Origin of the sequence: Xanthomonas arboricola pv. populi (assembly GCF_002939945.1) — a bacterium.
Classification (GTDB): Bacteria; Pseudomonadota; Gammaproteobacteria; order Xanthomonadales; family Xanthomonadaceae; genus Xanthomonas; species Xanthomonas arboricola_A.
Window position 1 is genome coordinate 214,125 of sequence record NZ_MDEB01000004.1, and the last position, 16,276, is coordinate 230,400.

The 16,276-nt window shown below is 66.4% G+C and carries 9 protein-coding genes; 6 read left to right on the forward strand and 3 right to left on the reverse strand.

What is annotated here, in order from left to right; translation table 11 throughout:
• Window positions 1–288 precede the first annotated feature (288 nt).
• Window positions 289–2,712, forward strand: coding sequence for a DUF3772 domain-containing protein (locus tag XaplCFBP3123_RS13160; protein WP_172453267.1), 2,424 nt, complete (start codon window positions 289–291; stop codon window positions 2,710–2,712).
• Window positions 2,713–3,090: 378 nt separating this feature from the next.
• On the opposite strand, the gene XaplCFBP3123_RS13170 is transcribed toward XaplCFBP3123_RS13160, so the two are convergent.
• Window positions 3,091–5,199 (reverse strand): phosphoglycerol transferase I, encoded by a 2,109-nt coding sequence (locus XaplCFBP3123_RS13170; protein WP_104534450.1) that lies wholly within the window; start codon window positions 5,197–5,199, stop codon window positions 3,091–3,093.
• Between the two features lie 88 nt (window positions 5,200–5,287).
• On the opposite strand from XaplCFBP3123_RS13170, the gene XaplCFBP3123_RS13175 reads away from it, so the two are divergent.
• Window positions 5,288–5,581 carry a hypothetical protein gene (locus tag XaplCFBP3123_RS13175; protein WP_172453237.1) on the forward strand — a complete coding sequence of 98 codons (294 nt, stop codon included), beginning with the start codon at window positions 5,288–5,290 and terminating at the stop codon, window positions 5,579–5,581.
• Between the two features lie 2 nt (window positions 5,582–5,583).
• On the opposite strand, the gene XaplCFBP3123_RS13180 is transcribed toward XaplCFBP3123_RS13175, so the two are convergent.
• The gene (locus XaplCFBP3123_RS13180) at window positions 5,584–7,308 is read right to left on the reverse strand and encodes an ABC1 kinase family protein (RefSeq protein ID WP_104534452.1); all 1,725 of its coding nucleotides are present in this window, start codon (window positions 7,306–7,308) and stop codon (window positions 5,584–5,586) included.
• Window positions 7,309–7,548: 240 nt separating this feature from the next.
• On the opposite strand from XaplCFBP3123_RS13180, the gene XaplCFBP3123_RS13185 reads away from it, so the two are divergent.
• Together XaplCFBP3123_RS13185 and XaplCFBP3123_RS13190 are read left to right on the forward strand one after the other, a co-directional pair.
• The gene (locus XaplCFBP3123_RS13185; RefSeq protein ID WP_104534453.1) at window positions 7,549–8,490 is read left to right on the forward strand and encodes a DUF808 domain-containing protein; all 942 of its coding nucleotides are present in this window, start codon (window positions 7,549–7,551) and stop codon (window positions 8,488–8,490) included.
• Between the two features lie 433 nt (window positions 8,491–8,923).
• Window positions 8,924–10,228, forward strand: coding sequence for a glycoside hydrolase family 10 protein (locus XaplCFBP3123_RS13190; protein ID WP_172453268.1), 1,305 nt, complete (start codon window positions 8,924–8,926; stop codon window positions 10,226–10,228).
• A 120-nt stretch (window positions 10,229–10,348) separates the two neighbouring features.
• Here the strand turns inward: XaplCFBP3123_RS13190 and XaplCFBP3123_RS13195 are convergent, their stop codons facing one another.
• Entirely contained in the window at window positions 10,349–11,977 is a 1,629-nt protein-coding gene (locus XaplCFBP3123_RS13195) for a GGDEF domain-containing protein (protein WP_104534455.1), read from the reverse strand.
• Between the two features lie 485 nt (window positions 11,978–12,462).
• On the opposite strand from XaplCFBP3123_RS13195, the gene glgA reads away from it, so the two are divergent.
• Together glgA and XaplCFBP3123_RS13205 are read left to right on the forward strand one after the other, a co-directional pair.
• Entirely contained in the window at window positions 12,463–14,046 is a 1,584-nt protein-coding gene (glgA, locus tag XaplCFBP3123_RS13200; RefSeq protein ID WP_104534456.1) for a glycogen synthase GlgA, read from the forward strand.
• Entirely contained in the window at window positions 14,043–16,274 is a 2,232-nt protein-coding gene (locus XaplCFBP3123_RS13205; RefSeq protein WP_104534457.1) for a 1,4-alpha-glucan branching enzyme, read from the forward strand. The genes glgA and XaplCFBP3123_RS13205 overlap by 4 nt, the downstream gene beginning before the upstream one ends.
• Window positions 16,275–16,276 lie beyond the last annotated feature (2 nt).

The following is a 16,276-nucleotide window of genomic DNA, read 5'->3' on the forward strand; positions in this document are numbered from 1 at the left end:
CGTACCGTTGCCACAAAGTGACAAGCTGCACCGCGTTCATGCGCAGGTCGGGATGGCCGACAGGCGCATCCACTGCGGCGGATGGCGCTGTCACCGCGATCGAAAAAAACTCCAATCGTGCAGCACCAGGCGCTCCCGGCGAGCTCTGCCAGGCTGAACCCTCACGGCAGCTTTGATCCGCCTGGCTGGAAGCAGTGGATTAAGATGCCGGCACCGCGCTGGTGTGCGCCTGTCCGATGTCCGCCTGTGTCCGAATTCCGAGTTGCCCTGGGTGCCCGTCGCGGCGTGTTGCAGCGTGTGCTGTTGTTGGCCGCCTTGTGGGTGGTGTGTGTGGGCACCGCCGTGGCGCAGGACGACGACACGCTGCTGGAGAACGCACAGACGCAGCTCGACAGCATGCAGAAGGTGCTGACCCAGGCCGATGCGGGCATGGAGAAGGCCGACACCGAGCAGCTCGGCAAGCTGACCGATGACGTCACCGGCGCGCAGCGGCAGGCGCAGGATCTGGTCCGCACGCTGGAGCAACCGCTCAAAGAGCTCAACGGGCGATTGGAGGGGCTCGGTGTCGCGGCGCAAAACGAACCGACCGACCTGGCAAAGCAGCGCCGGGCGCTGACCAAGGAGCGCGATCAGCTCAATGCCGAGTTCATCCGGGCCACGCTGCTGGTCTCCAACGCCAAGGACCTGGCCGACCGGCTCGAACGCGAGCGGGTGCAACGCTTCAGCGTAAAGCTCTCCATGCGGGTGGCCTCGCCGTTGTCGCCGGCGTTGTGGAATCAGATCGGCCAACAATGGCCCGACGATCGTGCCCGCCTGCAGGCATTGTCCGACAAGACGGTGCAGATGGTGCAGGCAGGCGTCGCAGCCAACGGTGTGGGCGGGCTGATCACCGCTGCGGTGGTCGCGCTGCTGTTGGCACTCCCGCTACGCATCTTCCTGCGCCACCTGGGGCGTCGCTATGCGGCCTCGCGTGCGCCCGGCGGACGCCTGCGACGCTCGGGGCTGGCACTGTGGTTTCTGCTGGTCGGCACGCTGAGCCTGGGGATTGCGGCATTCGTGCTGGTCGAAGGCATCCGCGCGCTCGGCGAGCTGCCCGACGATCTGGACCAACTGCTGACCGGGTTTATCGCCATCAGTGTGGTGGCTGCCTTCGTCGGTTCGCTCAGTGCCAGCCTGTTGATGAAACACCAGCCCAGCTGGCGCCTGTTTCCGCTGGACGATGCCACCGTCAACCGCCTGCGCGTGCATTGCCTGGCCACCGCGGCGGTGATCTGGTTCAGCGGCATGGCGATGAAGATCAACGAGGTGGCCGGCAGCAGCCCGGCGCTGACCACCGCCACCGATGCGGTGGCGGCGTTGCTGTACGCGGGGCTGATCCTGTCGGCATTGGCCGGGCTTAGTCTGTCCTTGCGCGCGCATGCGGCAAATGCCGGCGTGGCCGATCCGGACAGCGATGCGCCGCCGCCGGTGGTTTCGCGCGGTGGCGGCTTCATCGTGCTGATCCGCCTGTTGGGCCATCTGGCGGTGATCTTCGCGCTGATCGCGGCCTTGTTCGGCTATCTCAATCTGGCCTTGTTCGTGGAGCGGCAGATCATCTGGATCACCCTGGTGTGCAGTCTGCTCGGCCTGCTGGTGGTCTTTACCGACGATCTGATGACCTGGCTGTTCAAGCCCGACGGGCGCTTCAGCCGGGCGTTGTCGCATGCGCTCAGCATCGGCAGCGGACGCCTGGTGCAGCTCGGGCTGCTGATATCGGCGGCGACACGGGTGCTGCTGGTGCTGCTGGGCATCGCGGTGCTGCTGACGCCGTATGGCGCCAACATCAGCGTGGTCACCGACTGGGCGGAGAACATCGCTCACGGCATCACCATCGGCAAGGAACTGGTGATCACCCCGGGCGATGTGTTCAGGGCGCTGTGCGTGTTCCTGCTCGGCATGGGGCTGGTGCACGTGGTGCAGCAGTGGTTGCTCAACACCTATCTGCCCAAGACCGAGCTCGATGACGGTGCGCGCAATTCCATCAGCACGGTGGCGCGCTATCTGGGCTGGCTGATCGTGGTGGTGTGGGGCCTGACCGCATTGGGCCTGGATCTGAAGCGGCTTGCGCTGGTGTTGAGTGCGCTGTCGGTGGGTATCGGTTTCGGTCTGCAGGCGATCACGCAGAACTTCGTGTCGGGTCTGATCCTGCTGGCCGAGCGGCCGGTGAAGATCGGCGATTGGGTGCGCATCGGCGATCAGGAGGGCGACGTGCGCAAGATCAGCGTGCGTGCGACCGAGATCCAGGTCGGCGACCGCTCCACCCTGATCGTGCCCAACTCGGAATTGATCACCAAGAGCGTGCGCAACATGACGCTGTCCAACCCGATGGGCCGGGTGCAGCTGCAGTTCTCGGTGCCGCTGGAAACCGACGTGGCAAAGGTGCGCAACATGCTGCTGGACCTGTTCGCCGAGCACACCAAGGTGCTGGCCGACCCGGCACCCTCGGTGTTCATCGATTCGCTGGCCGGCGGGCACGTCAACTTCAATTCGTTCGCCTACGTGCGCAGCCCGCGCGATTCGTATGGGGTGCGCAGCGAACTGTTCTTCGCGCTGTTGCAGCGGATGGAAACGGCGGGAATTGCGCTGCAGTCGCCGCAGGAAATCCGCTTCAGCCGTGCAGGCGCTGCGGTGGCGCGTGATCCAGCCGATGGTACCCCTGCAGCGGAAGATTGAGTCGACGCGTGCATGTAGTGCGCGGGAAGGGGCGCTGCAGTAGGGCTTCGGATCTGCCACGCTACAACTGAGTTATCCGAACCGTCCAATTGTTCCAAACAACCGAGATTTCGGGTGTTGGCGTTGTTTAGATACGTTCAAACGCCTAGGTCAAAAGCTGGTTGGTCGAGCGTGCGGTGCCCTCACCGCTTGCGGGACACGCCGTGAATCCGTCCATGGAGGCTCTTACGCGGCATCCATGCCGCGTAAGAGCCCGCGAGGGTGGGCGGGCAAGGGCCCTGCAGCCAGACCGCAGATCGCACGCTTCGACGTTGCTCTTAAAGCTTTGCCTTTGCCTCATCCACATCGCCCGTCCCCGGAACAGGACGACGGCCAGACTCAGGAGCGATCCGCGACCTGGGTCTGTTTCACCAGGGCCAGATCGTCCACGCTGACGTCTTCGGTGTAGTCCAGCCAGGCACGGATCTCCAGATCGTCCACCGCATGCTCCAGGCCCACCGGCATGCGGATGCGACCGGCCGCATCGGGCACCACCCATTTCTGGGCCAGCACCACCTTGCGCTCTGACGAGACGGCTTCCACCCAGAACGCCCGCGTCGGCCGGCGCTTGGCGTACAGCTCCAGCATGTAACGACCGGCCTCGGTCTTGCGGGCAGTCTGGGTGAGCATGATCGGTTGGCGCACGCGTGGGCGCGGGCCTTGCTGGCTGGCCTCCAGTGGCGCGTCCACGGCGATGCCGCGGGTCAGGTCAGGATCGCGATACAGCTTCATGCTCTGGTGGCGGTCGACCACCAGCGCGCACCAGTCGCCGTCGGCCGAGCCGTCTTCGAACGCCGTGCAGCGATCCACGTACGCCAGCGTGCCTTCGGTGCGGGTGCGATCGAACTGGCGCGAGGTGTTTTCCAGATAGACCGTCTTCAGATTGGTGTCGTCGTCGTATTCCAGCAGCACCGGCGGGCGCACCTGTTGCACGCCTACCACCACATCGCCATTGCCGTTGATACGCAGCATGCGTGTGCTGCGCCCGGTCCACAGCGTGCGTGCGTAAGCGAGATAGCGCGGGTAGTCCTTGCCGCTGTCGCGGCTGGCCGCGACGCTGGCGCTGGGTGGCGCATCGCTGGTCAGCAGCGAGCGGCCGAAGCCCAGCGAGCGCATGCCCGGTTCCAGCAACTGCAACAGCGTTGCACCCGAATCCAGCGTGCTGCCGGCGCGCGTGACCACCTGCTGTGGCGCGATGTCCTTGCCCAGGAACAGCAGCAGGTTTTCGCGCTTCTGTTTGGCGAGCACGTCGCTGAGATCGTTGGGCATCGCCAGGTGATCGGAAGCGATCACGATGATGGTGTTCTTGCCGTAGCGGCTGTTGCGAATGCGCGCGACCAGCTCGCCGATCAACCGATCGCTGCACTTGATCGCATGCAGCAGACCGATGTCGCCCAATGCGCTGTCGTAGTGCTGGCCCTTGCACGCCAGCGGCAGATGGCCGGCAGGATGGTGGGTGTCCATGGTCAGCGTGGTGAGCATGAACGGCTGGCCGGCGCGCGACAGCGTCTGGAAGCTGTCCCAGGCATCGTCCAGCAGCACATCGTCGTGCACGCCCCAGGCGGAAAAGTGTTTCGGCGCCACGCCCTTGTCGCGGAAGTAGCCGACGTCGTGCACCACATCGAAACCATGGCTGGACAGAAAGCTGCCCTTGCCGGCAAAGCTGGCATCGGCGCCGCCGACATAGTGATTGCGGTAGCCCTGATCCTTGAGATAGTCGCCCAAACAGCGCGCTTCGGGCAGGAACAGGCCCATGCGGCCCATGCTGTTCTCGTCGCCGGGCGCGGTGGTCAGCGGCACGCCGCACATCGAGGCGACCATGCCGGCGATGGTCCAGCCGCTGCCTTCGGTGGAGGTGAGGTTGCGCACATCCACCGCCTCGCTGGCGAGCGCGCGCAGGTTCGGCATCAGGCCGGGGAAGACGTCTTCATCGAAATAGGTGCGCTCCAGGCTCTCACCGTAGATCCACACGATGTTCTTGCGCTTCTGCAAGGGCTGCTGCGGCACCAGATATTCCGGTACCACAGTGGCGTAATCCACCGGGCGTAACTGGTAGTACAGGCGCTTGCCGTCGCGGTACAACGGGCTGACCGCGATGCTCACCAGCAACATCACCACGAAGGCGCCGAACACCGCGGTGCCCCCGCGCGGGCGACGGAAGCGTCGCACCTTGAGCAACACCAGTGGGCTGAGCGACAGCAGCACCATGCCGGTAAACACGGCGATATAGCTGGAGAAATCGCTGACGCCGGCACCGTCCATGTCCGCGCGCAGGTGATACAGCGTGGCGGCGTTGATGCCGTCGCCGCTGAGCCGGTCCACCAGGCCCCAGGCGCTGAGCAACAGCAGCAGCAACGACAACAGTCCGGCCTTCAGCCACGCCAGACGCGGCGAGGCGACCAACAGCCAAAGCAGGAGCAACAGCGAAAACAACAACATCCAATGCATGCGGCAGCGTCCGTGGGGGAATGATGCGAGCGCGTACCGGACGCCTTGCTCGCCATGTCCTGTGCGCCACACCCAATGTGACACCCGGATGACTGACTATGCCGCGCTGAAGCTGACTGAAATGTTTGTTCGAGTCGAGCGCTTGCCGCAGCGCGGCGGATCGCGCGCGCTGCCGATCATCTGGTCGCGGTGGCGCTGGCTAGAGATCTGCGGTATCTGCATTCCGCATTTGGCGCGCCTCTCGCATACCAGCGACGTCGCAATAACCCTGCACCGCCCGATTCACTTTGACAGTTTGACGCGGCTGTCCTGGCAAGCGACGCCGCGTGAAGCGATGTCGCGCCCGGGTGCGCTCCTACGCGGGGGTGTGGGCTGCGTGTAGCGCTATCGATGCCCGCGTTCTTCGCGCGCGCGCACACGGCGGTCGAACAGCAGGGCGCTGAGCACGATGCCCAGGCCCAGCACGACGCCGAGCAGGAACAGCACCATTGCGATCGCCGGATAGCCCCACAGCTTCAAGCCGGTTTCGATGCGCATCATCTGCGCCGAGGCCATGATCAGCGCCGCAGTCACGATGCCGGCCGCCACGCGGTTGGCGATCTTCTGCAGGCTTTCCATCAGATGCGATTCTTCCAGCCCGGTGACGCGCATCTGCAGGCGGTTTTCCGCCGCCAGCGACAGGATCTCGGACATGCGGCGCGGTCCTTCGCGCACCAGATGCTGCAGTTCCATCGCCTCGCTGGCCAGGTTGGCGGCCGACAGCGACTTTTTCAGCCGCGCGCGCATCACATGCTGCAGATGACGTTCGACGATGCGGCGTGTGTCCAGGTGCGGCGACAGCGCGCGGCACACCCCTTCCAGGTTCAACAAGGTCTTGCCGAGCAGGCTCAGCTCCGGCGGCGTGCGCAGGCCGTTGGAGGTGGCGATGCGCACCAGATCCAGCACCACGCGGCCCTCGGAGGTGGTGTCGTGCGCGGCATACCGGGCGATCATCTGCCCGGTTTCGCGCTGGTAGCGGTCCTCGTCGTAGTCCTCCAGGCGGGTGCTGAGCGCGATGGTCTCTTCGGCGACTTCTTCGCCACGCCCGTCGACGGCGGCGAACAGCAGCTTGAGCAAACGCTCGCGCAGGCGCGGCGGCACGTGCGCGACCATGCCCAGGTCGAAGATCGCCAGGCGCCCGTCCTGCAGCACGCGCAGGTTGCCCGGATGCGGGTCGGCATGGATTTCGCCATGCACGAACATCTGATCTAGGTAGCCCTTGACCAGCTCTGCGGCCAGCGTGTCCATCGGCTGCTCGGTGCGGCGCAGGCCGGAGATCTTGTCCACGCGCACGCCTTCGGCCAGCTGCATGGTCAGCACCTTGCGGCTGCTCAGGTCCCACACCGGTTGCGGGATCCACAGCAGCGGAAACGGCTTGAGATGCTTGCCGAAGCGCACCAGCGTCTCGGCCTCGTCTTCGTAATTGAGTTCGGCGCGCAGGGTCTTGCCGAATTCGCCCAGCCAGTCGGCAAAGCGCACGCGCCGGCCGATGCCGGTCAGGCGGTCTGCGGCGGTGGCAAAGCTCTTGAGCACGTCCAGGTCCGAACGGACCTGGGCGGCGACTTCGGGCTTTTGCACCTTGATCGCCACCGGGGTGCCGTCGCGCAAGGCCGCGCGGTGCACCTGCGCCAGCGAGGCGCAGCCCAGCGGCATCGGATCGAAAAACGAGAACGCCTTGTTGACCGACACGCCGAGTTCTTCTTCGATGATCTGGCGGATGCGCTCCACCGGCACCGAGCTGGTGTTCTCCTGCATGCGCTCCAGCGCCGTGGCGAACTCCGGCGGAACGATGTCCGGGCGCGTGGACAGCATCTGGCCGAGCTTGACGAAGGTGGGGCCGAGCGCTTCCAGGTCGGAGACGAACTGGTCGGGCGTGCCTTCGGCGGGCACTTCGTACTCGTTGATCGCGGCCGGATCCAGGTTCATGCCGGCGAACACGCCCGACCCGCGATACCGCAGCAACAGGCGCAGGATCTGGGTGCGACGGCTCATGCCGCCCACCACGGCGGTGTCGGCCGGGATCGCGGCCTGGGCCGGTGTGCGGTACGGGTCGTTCGGACTCAAGGCCATCTCCGGCGGTCGTGCAGGGGGGCGAGTGTGGCCAGCGGCGGGTCGTCAGGCGGTGAATCCAGGCGCGTCGCTACGCCACAGTGGTGTGCCGCTCGAGCCCGGCGGGCACGACCGGATCGCCTGGCCGGCGGGCGTCGGCATCGCACGCCAACGGTCGCCAAGAGCCTGCAACGGTCTGCCATCACCCCACACGGGCGCAGGATCGGCGAGAATTCACCGCCCCTCACCAAGGACCTCCGCATGGCCGGTGCCAGCCTGTTCACCCTGCTCGACGACATCGCCACGCTGCTGGACGACGTTTCCATCCTGACCAAGGTCGCGGCCAAGAAGACCGCTGGCGTCCTCGGCGACGACCTGGCGCTCAATGCGCAGCAGGTCACCGGCGTCACCGCCGACCGCGAGCTGCCGGTGGTGTGGGCAGTGGCCAAGGGGTCGCTGATGAACAAGGTGATCCTGGTGCCGGCGGCGCTGGCGATCAGCGCCCTGGAGGCCTGGTTGCGCGGGCGCGGTTACAACGTGCCGCTGGTGATGCCGCTGATGATGATCGGCGGTGCCTATCTGTGCTTCGAGGGCGTGGAGAAGCTGGCGCACAAGTTCCTGCACAACGAGGAAGACGAAGCGCAGCGGCACGCCGAGCGCACCCGCGCGCTGGCCGACCAGAACGTGGACGTGGTGGCGCTGGAAAAGGACAAGGTCAAGGGCGCGATCCGCACCGATTTCATTTTGTCGGCGGAGATCATCGTGCTGTCGCTGGGCGTGGTGGCCGGGGTGTCGTTCGGACAGCAGGTGGCGGTGCTGGTGGCGATCGCGCTGGCGATGACCATCGGCGTGTACGGCCTGGTCGCGGCCATCGTCAAGCTGGACGACCTGGGCCTGTACCTGAGCAAGAAGGGCGCAGGGTTGGCGGCGCTGGGTCGCGGCATCCTGGTGGCGGCGCCGTGGCTGATGAAGTTCCTGTCGGTGGCCGGCACGCTGGCGATGTTCCTGGTCGGCGGCGGCATCCTGGTGCACAACATCCCGGCGCTGCACCACACCGTGCAGAACCTGGCCAAGTCGGCCGGTAGCATGGGTTGGCTGGTCGATGCGTTGGGCAACATGCTGGTCGGCGTGGTGGCCGGTGCGATCGTGCTGGGCGCGGTGACGCTGTTCCAGAAGCTGCGCGGGAAGAAGCCGGCGCATTGATGCCGCGTCGCGGCCGCCGGGTTGGGAGGGGACTGGGCAACCGGTGTGGCGTCGTCAGCTGACGTCGGTCGAGCGCAAGGGCGATGGCGGTGGCTGCCAACGATCCGCCAGTGATTGTGGGCCGTCTGCGAGCGCCCATCTGCGCAATGGCGCCGCCGTTTCGGGCATTGCGTCACGGCGTCTGCGTACCTGACGAAGCGAGGTGTGTGATTCCGATGTTGCGCGCGCGTTCCGGCGATCGCCATTGCTAGGGTGTACCTCGTGGGTTGTATCGGACTGTGCTGCATGACGGCAGCCGGGCCTGGCGCAGAGACCAGGCCACGACTGCAGCAGCGCGATGCAGGAGGGATGCGTGAAGAAGACGGCTGAAGAACAAGACAGCACGCGTGCGGCGCGGCCTGCCGTGCAGCAGACGGATCAAGCGCCCCGGGCAATGTCTGCAGCGGACCGGGATGCGGCACCGGCCGGCGGCTCCCCCGCGATCGGTCGGCGGCGCTTTCTCGGTTTGGGTTCGGCAGCAATGGCCGCGGCCATGGTGGGGGTTCCAGCCAGCGCAGCCACGCCCTCGAGCGTTCAGATGCGCGCAACCTGGATCACCAGCGTGTTCAATCTCGACTGGCCAAGCGCCGCGTCCGCACGGATCGTCGACCCTGCCGAGCGCGTCGAGGTACAGCAGCGGGAATTGCTGGCACTCGTCGATCAGGCCCAGGCGCTGCATCTGAATACCTTGGTCTTTCAGGTCAAGCCCTGTGCCGATGCGCTGTACCGCTCGCACATCCTGCCATGGTCGCCGGTCATGACCGGCGTTCTAGGCAAAGACCCGGGTTTCGACCCGCTGGCATTCTTGCTGCGGCATGCACATGCGCGGGGCATCCAGGTGCATGCCTGGCTCAATCCCTATCGTGTTTCGACCGGCCTGGACCAGGCCACGCTCGATGCGTTTGCCACTGCGTCGACCGATTCGCCCCAGAGCGTGTATCTGCGCCACCCCGACTGGGTGGGCGTGGCGGCCAATCGGCTGGTGCTCGATCCAGGCATTCCGGCCGTGCGTCGCTGGATCTGTGGTGTGGTCGCGGAACTGGTGGCCTTCTACCACGTGGATGGGGTGCAGTTCGATGATTACTTCTACACCGAATCGGCGCAGTCTCCCCTCGACGACGCACAGAGCTATGCCGCCCATGGGGCCGGATTTGCCGACAAAGGGGATTGGCGCCGCGACAACACCTATCGATTGATGCGAGAGGTGGCCAGGACCATTCGGGCGATCAGGCCAGGGGTGGCATTTGGGGTCAGCCCGGCCGGGGTGTGGCGCAATCGTCGGGATGATCCCTTGGGTTCGGACACACAGGCCGGGGCGCCCGCATTCGATACCAGTTACGCCGACACCCGCCGTTGGGTTCGCGAAGAACTCGTGGACTACATCGTGCCGCAGATTTATTGGCCGCTGGCACGCCAGACAGTGCGCTACGACACCATCGCACGCTGGTGGGCGGACACTGTGCGCGGTCGGCGCGTGCAACTCTATATCGGCATGGCGTTGTACAAGGTCGGCACTGCCAACGCGCTGGAGCCGGATTGGACAGTGGACGGCGGTGTGCCCGAGATCGCTCGCCAGCTGGACGTGAATGCATCGCTGCCTGAGGTTGGCGGCTGCATGTTGTTTCGCCACGGATTTCTCGCTGCGGCCCAGACGCAACAGGTGGTGGACTATCTCACGCTGCGTTGGCAGAGCCCTTGAAGCGATTGGCAAGACGCCTGCCCAGCCAATGAGCCGATGGAGTGCATGGAGTGCGCCGACGCTGCCCGTCCCACGCAGGCGTCCGATCCGGTGCGGGGACGCACCGGTCGGCACGTGCCGCTAATCGGCGCTGATCACGCGATTCTTGCCGGCCGACTTGGCGTCGTACATGGCGCGGTCGGCACGGCGGATGACATCGTCCTGGGCTTCGTCCAGATGGCGCAGCGCCACGCCGCCGCTGAAGCTGATGAACACGCGTACGTCCTCGTGCAGCAGCGAGCGTTGCGCCAATGCGCGCTGCAGGCGGATCACCGCTGCGCTGGCTTCGAAGATGGTGGAGTCCGGCAACAGCAGCACGAACTCCTCGCCGCCGAAGCGGGCGATGGCATCGGTAGTACGCAGCACCGACTTGGCCACGTCCACGGTATGGCGCAGCGCGGCGTCGCCACCGGCGTGGCCATGGGTCTCGTTGAGACGGCGGAAGTCGTCCAGATCCAGCATCGCCACGCATAACGGTTGCCCGCCGCGCTGGGTACGGGCGGCTTCGCGCTGGAACAGTTCCTCGAAACCGCGGCGGTTCAGCGCGCCGGTCAGCTGGTCTTCGCGCACCAGCCCGGCCACGTCCTTGAGTTCCTGTTCGAGCGAGGCGATGCGCTGCTCGGCGTCTTCGACCTGGCGACGTGCGGCGAGCAGCTCGTCGCGCGCGGCCAGCGCTTGCGCCTGCACGCCGGCGGTGTCCTGCAACACGTCCTGCAGCAGGCGACTGAGGTCGGGAATGCTGCGAGCGTCGCCGATCGCCTGCGAATAGCCGGCAACGCGATCGTGGTACTCGGCGGTGCTGGTGGCCATGCCATCGAGCCGGTCGACGAAGGACACCATCATCTCGCGCATGGCCGTCTTGGAGTCGGCAATGCCTTGCTTGAGCAGGCCCTGCTTGTAGATGACCTCGCGCAGGGTGCCGCGTGCCTGTTCGATTGAGCCGACATCCAGCGGCCCGGAGATCAGCTGCCGCACCACCGAGATCTGTCCCTGCAGCCAGCTGCGATCGTCGAGCAGTTCGCCGACGTTCTCCAGCAACAGATCGAACAGGCCGAGCAACAGGTTCTGCTGCTCGCTGGCATCTTCGGCACGCAGGCCGATCTGATGGCTCAGCTCGCGTAAGCGCTGTTCCAGGGTGACCAGCTCATGGCCGGGGCGCCAATGGCGCAGTGCCGATGCCAGGGTCTGCGCTTCTTCGGCCAGCTCCGGGCTACGCTGCAGCAGCGTGGCCAAGGCATTGCCCAGCGCGTGACGCAGCAGGTCGCGCAGTTGCTCGGCTTCAGTGCGCCCTTCGGCCAGCGAATCGCCGGTATCGATGGTGCGGATGTACTTGTCGATCAATTGCCGCAAGGCGCGGCCGTAGCCAGGCCAGTCGCCGGCCGCATAGGCCGCGCTCAGGCGCACGCCCATGTCGCCGAGTTCGCCATGCAGGCTGGTGATGCCTTCGGCAAAGGCCAGCAACAAGGCCTCCGGATGCGCGGCATGCGAGAACAGGCGCATCAGCAGGGCGGTGGCGGCCGCCGGGTCGTGCGCGCCGGACTTGTTCTTGGCCGGCACCAGCTGATGCGCGGCCAGGCCTTGCCCAACGCGCTCGCTGCCGATCACGCTGGGCAGGGCGGCGGCCGGGCGTGCGCTGTCCGCGCCGCCCCAGGGCAGCAGGCGGCGCAGCCCGCCACGCGGGCGGCTTGGAAGTTCAGGCTGGTCTGCCATGCGCCGGGATCTCGAAAAGTCTTGGTGCCATCGCTGGTTATCGGCGCGCAGGCGTTGCGCTTAAGCGGTCTGGACGGGTCTGCGCAGTTCCATCATGCGCGCTCGATGCCGGGCGATGGGCGAAAGCCGATGTAAATGTGTGGCTGAACAAGTCAGGCGGATGATGGCGGGCGCCGCCGCCATCGCCCGCTTTCGGTGCGTTTCAACAACCGCGCACCACGACAGGGATGTCATCGCACGGCAAGGCGCCGCTTATACCAGTAGGCATGCGCGACCATGCGCAGGGGAATGGCGGTGTCGCAGAAAAGTCAGCACGTATTCACGCATATTTTATTTGCCCGGGGTGTAGATTCATCTCAAGGACAACGTGGAGTACGCGCGTTGGCCCCGCTCCTCATTCGTAGCAGGTCGTCTGGCCGAGTCGGCAGATGATGGTTGTCGCTTCGCTGTTTTCCGTCTCCACCCACTTTACGACGGACGTTTAGATGGTTGCCATGATGCCGCTTCACGCCACTACCGCACGTTTCGAGCGCAGCACGATGCTCCCCACTCTGAAGAAGAGCGGGCGACCGCGTGATGCACGCGGCCGCTTCATTCGCCATCACGAGCGTCTGCCGGTGTCGCCGGTCGATACCCGTGGGGCCTTGTTTGTGGTGTCGGAGATGGCGGACTTCATCAAGGCGGGCGGTCTGGGCGACGTGGCTGCGGCGCTGCCACGCGCGCTGCGCCATCGCTACGACGTCCGGGTGCTGATCCCCGGCTACCGCGCAGTGCTGGCGCGCGCGGGCAAGGTGGAGATCGTCGGCCGGGTATTGGCGCATGCGGCACTGCCGGCCTGCGACATCGGCCGCATCGTGCAATCGGACGGTCTGCCGATCTACATCCTGCTGTCCAAGGAATTGTTCGAACGCGACGGCTCGCCCTACGTGAGCACCAGCGGCTCGGAGTTCGAAGACAACGCGATTCGCTTCGCCACCCTGTCGCATGCCGCCGCGCAGATCGCCGCCGGCCATGCCGGACTGGGCTGGAAGCCGCGCCTGCTGCACCTCAACGACTGGCCGTGTGCACTGGCGGCCGCCTATGTGCGCTGGTCCGGCGGCACCACGCCGTGCCTGTTGACCATCCATAACCTGGCCTACCAGGGCCTGGTGCCGTATTCGATGGCCGCTGCGCTGGGCATCCCCGCCGAGCGTGTGGCCGAGCTGGAATTTTATGGGCAGATGTCGTTCCTGCGTGGCGGCATCGTGCATGCCGACCACGTCAACACGGTCAGCGTCAGCTATGCCCAGCAGATCACCGGCCCGGCGCAGGGCTGTGGCCTGGACCGCCTGCTGGCCGGTCGCGCCGCCAAGGGCGCGCTGACCGGCATCGTCAACGGCATCGACGCCAGCTGGGACCCGCGCACCGACGCACATCTGGACACGCATTTCAGCGTGAACCAGTGGCAGGGCCGTCAGGCCAACGCTGCGCAGGTGCGCAAGGCCTTCGGGCTGCGCGAGAACACCGGCCCGCTGTTTGCGGTGGTATCGCGGCTGGTGCACCAGAAGGGCCTGGACCTGATTTGCGAGGTCGCCCCGCAGATCGTGGCGGCCGGCGGCCAGATCGCGGTGATCGGCGGCGGCGAGCCGGAGATCGAGCAGCAGGTCGCCGAGCTGACCCGGCGCTATCCCGGCCAGGTCGGTGCCTTCATCGGTTTCGAGGAAGGCCTGGCGCGGCGCATGTTTGCCGGCGCCGATTTCCTGCTGATGCCGTCGCGCTTCGAGCCCTGCGGCCTGAGCCAGATGTACGCGCAGCGCTTTGGCTGCCTGCCGATCGCGCACGCCACTGGTGGTCTGATCGACACGGTGGATGACGGCGTCACCGGTTTCCTGTTCCAGCATGCCAGCGTCGAGGCGTTGCGCCGTTGCCTGGAGCGCGCATTCCGCACCTTCCGCCTGCCCAGCCTGCTGTCGGCAATGCGCCGCGCGGCGATGTTGCGTCCCAGTGGCTGGGATGTGGCGGGCAAGAAGTACCTCTCGCTGTACGAACGCACCGCCGCAACCGCCCCGGCGCTTGCGACGGTGTCGTGAGCGAACGGTTGGGCGTGCAGGGGCAGGAGACGGAAGCGTCGGCGGTGACCATGGACGGGATGTCGGATTCAGCGCAAAGCGTGCAGGCGCTGGCCGATGGCCTGCCTGCCGATGCATTCGCGGTATTGGGCCCGCATTCCCAGGCCGGCGGCCGCCGGCTGGTGCGCGTATTGGCGCCCGGTGCCGAGGCGATGGGCCTGATCGATCCGCGCGGCAAGTTGCTGGCGCGCATGCAGGCCGGCCCGGTCGATGGTGTGTTCGAGGGCACGCTGGCGGTCGAAGGCCCGTATCGGCTGCGCATCGTGTGGCCGGACGTGGTGCAGGAGATCGAAGACCCTTACGCCTTTGCCGCCACGCTGGACGAATCCATCCTGCTGCAGATCGCTGCCGGCGACGGCCAGGCGTTGCGTTGCGCCCTGGGTGCCCGGCACCTGCGCTGCGACGATGTGCCTGGGGTGCGCTTTGCGGTGTGGGCGCCGCATGCGCAGCGCGTGGCGGTGGTGGGCGATTTCAATGGCTGGGACGTGCGCCGGCACCCGATGCGCCCGCGCATCGGCGGGTTCTGGGAGCTGTTCCTGCCGCGTGTGGAAGCCGGCACGCGTTACAAGTACGCCATCACCGCTGCCGATGGCCGCGTGCTGCTCAAGGCCGACCCGGTGGCGCGCCAGAGCGAATTGCCGCCGGCCACCGCCTCGGTGGTGCCGGGTGCGGCAGCGTTCGGCTGGACCGACGCCGCCTGGATGGCCGCGCGCGATGCCAGTGCCGCACCGGCGCCGCTGTCCATCTATGAAGTGCATGCCGCGTCCTGGCGGCGCGATGGGCACAACCAGCCGCTGGACTGGCCAGGGCTGGCCGCACAACTGATTCCCTACGTGCAGCAGCTCGGCTTCACCCATATCGAGTTGCTGCCGATCACCGAACATCCGTTCGGCGGCTCCTGGGGCTACCAACCGCTGGGGCTGTACGCGCCGACGGCGCGCCACGGCAGCCCGGACGGGTTTGCCCAGTTCGTCGACGCCTGTCATCGCGCCGGCATCGGCGTGATCCTGGACTGGGTCAGCGCGCACTTCCCCGATGACGCCCACGGCCTGGCGCAGTTCGACGGCGCGGCGGTGTACGAGCATGCCGACCCGCGCGAGGGCATGCATCGCGACTGGAATACGCTGATCTACAACTACGGCCGGCCCGAAGTGACCGCCTACCTGCTGGGCAGCGCGCTGGAGTGGATCGACCACTACCATCTCGACGGCCTGCGCGTGGATGCAGTGGCCTCGATGCTGTACCGCGACTACGGCCGTGCCGAGGGCGAGTGGGTGCCCAACGCGCATGGCGGCCGCGAGAATCTGGAAGCGGTCGCCTTCCTGCGCCAGCTCAACAGCGAGATCGCCACGCGCTTTCCCGGTGTGCTGACCATCGCCGAAGAGTCCACCGCCTGGCCGGGCGTGACCGCGCCGATCAGCGCTGGCGGCCTGGGCTTCACCCACAAATGGAACATGGGCTGGATGCACGACACGCTGAGCTACATGCAGCGCGATCCGGCCGAGCGTGCGCAGCACCATAGCCAGCTCACCTTCGGTCTGGTATACGCGTTCTCCGAGCGTTTCGTACTGCCGATCTCGCATGACGAAGTGGTGCACGGCACCGGTGGCCTGCTCGGGCAGATGCCCGGCGACGACTGGCGGCGCTTTGCCAACCTGCGCGCGTATCTGGCGCTGATGTGGGCGCATCCGGGCGACAAACTGCTGTTCATGGGCGCCGAATTCGGCCAGTGGAACGACTGGAATCACGATCAATCGCTGGACTGGCATCTGCTCGACGGGGCCGCGCATCGCGGCGTGCAGCAACTGGTCGGCGATCTCAATGCCGCATTGCGACGGGTGCCGGCGCTGTATCGCGGCACGCATCGTGCCGACGGCTTCGACTGGAGCGTGGCCGACGACGCGCGCAACAGCGTGCTGGCGTTCATCCGCCACGATCCCGAGGGCGGCGCACCCTTGCTGGCGGTGAGCAACCTCACTCCGCAACCGCACCACGACTATTGCGTCGGCGTGCCGCGTGCCGGCGGCTGGCGCGAAATCCTCAACACCGACAGTGCCCATTACGGTGGCAGCAACCTCGGCAACAGCGGTCGCCTGGCGACCGAGCCGATGGGCATGCACGGGCACGCACAACGCCTGCGCCTGACCCTACCGCCGCTGGCCACGATCTATCTGCAAGCGGAGAAATAGCA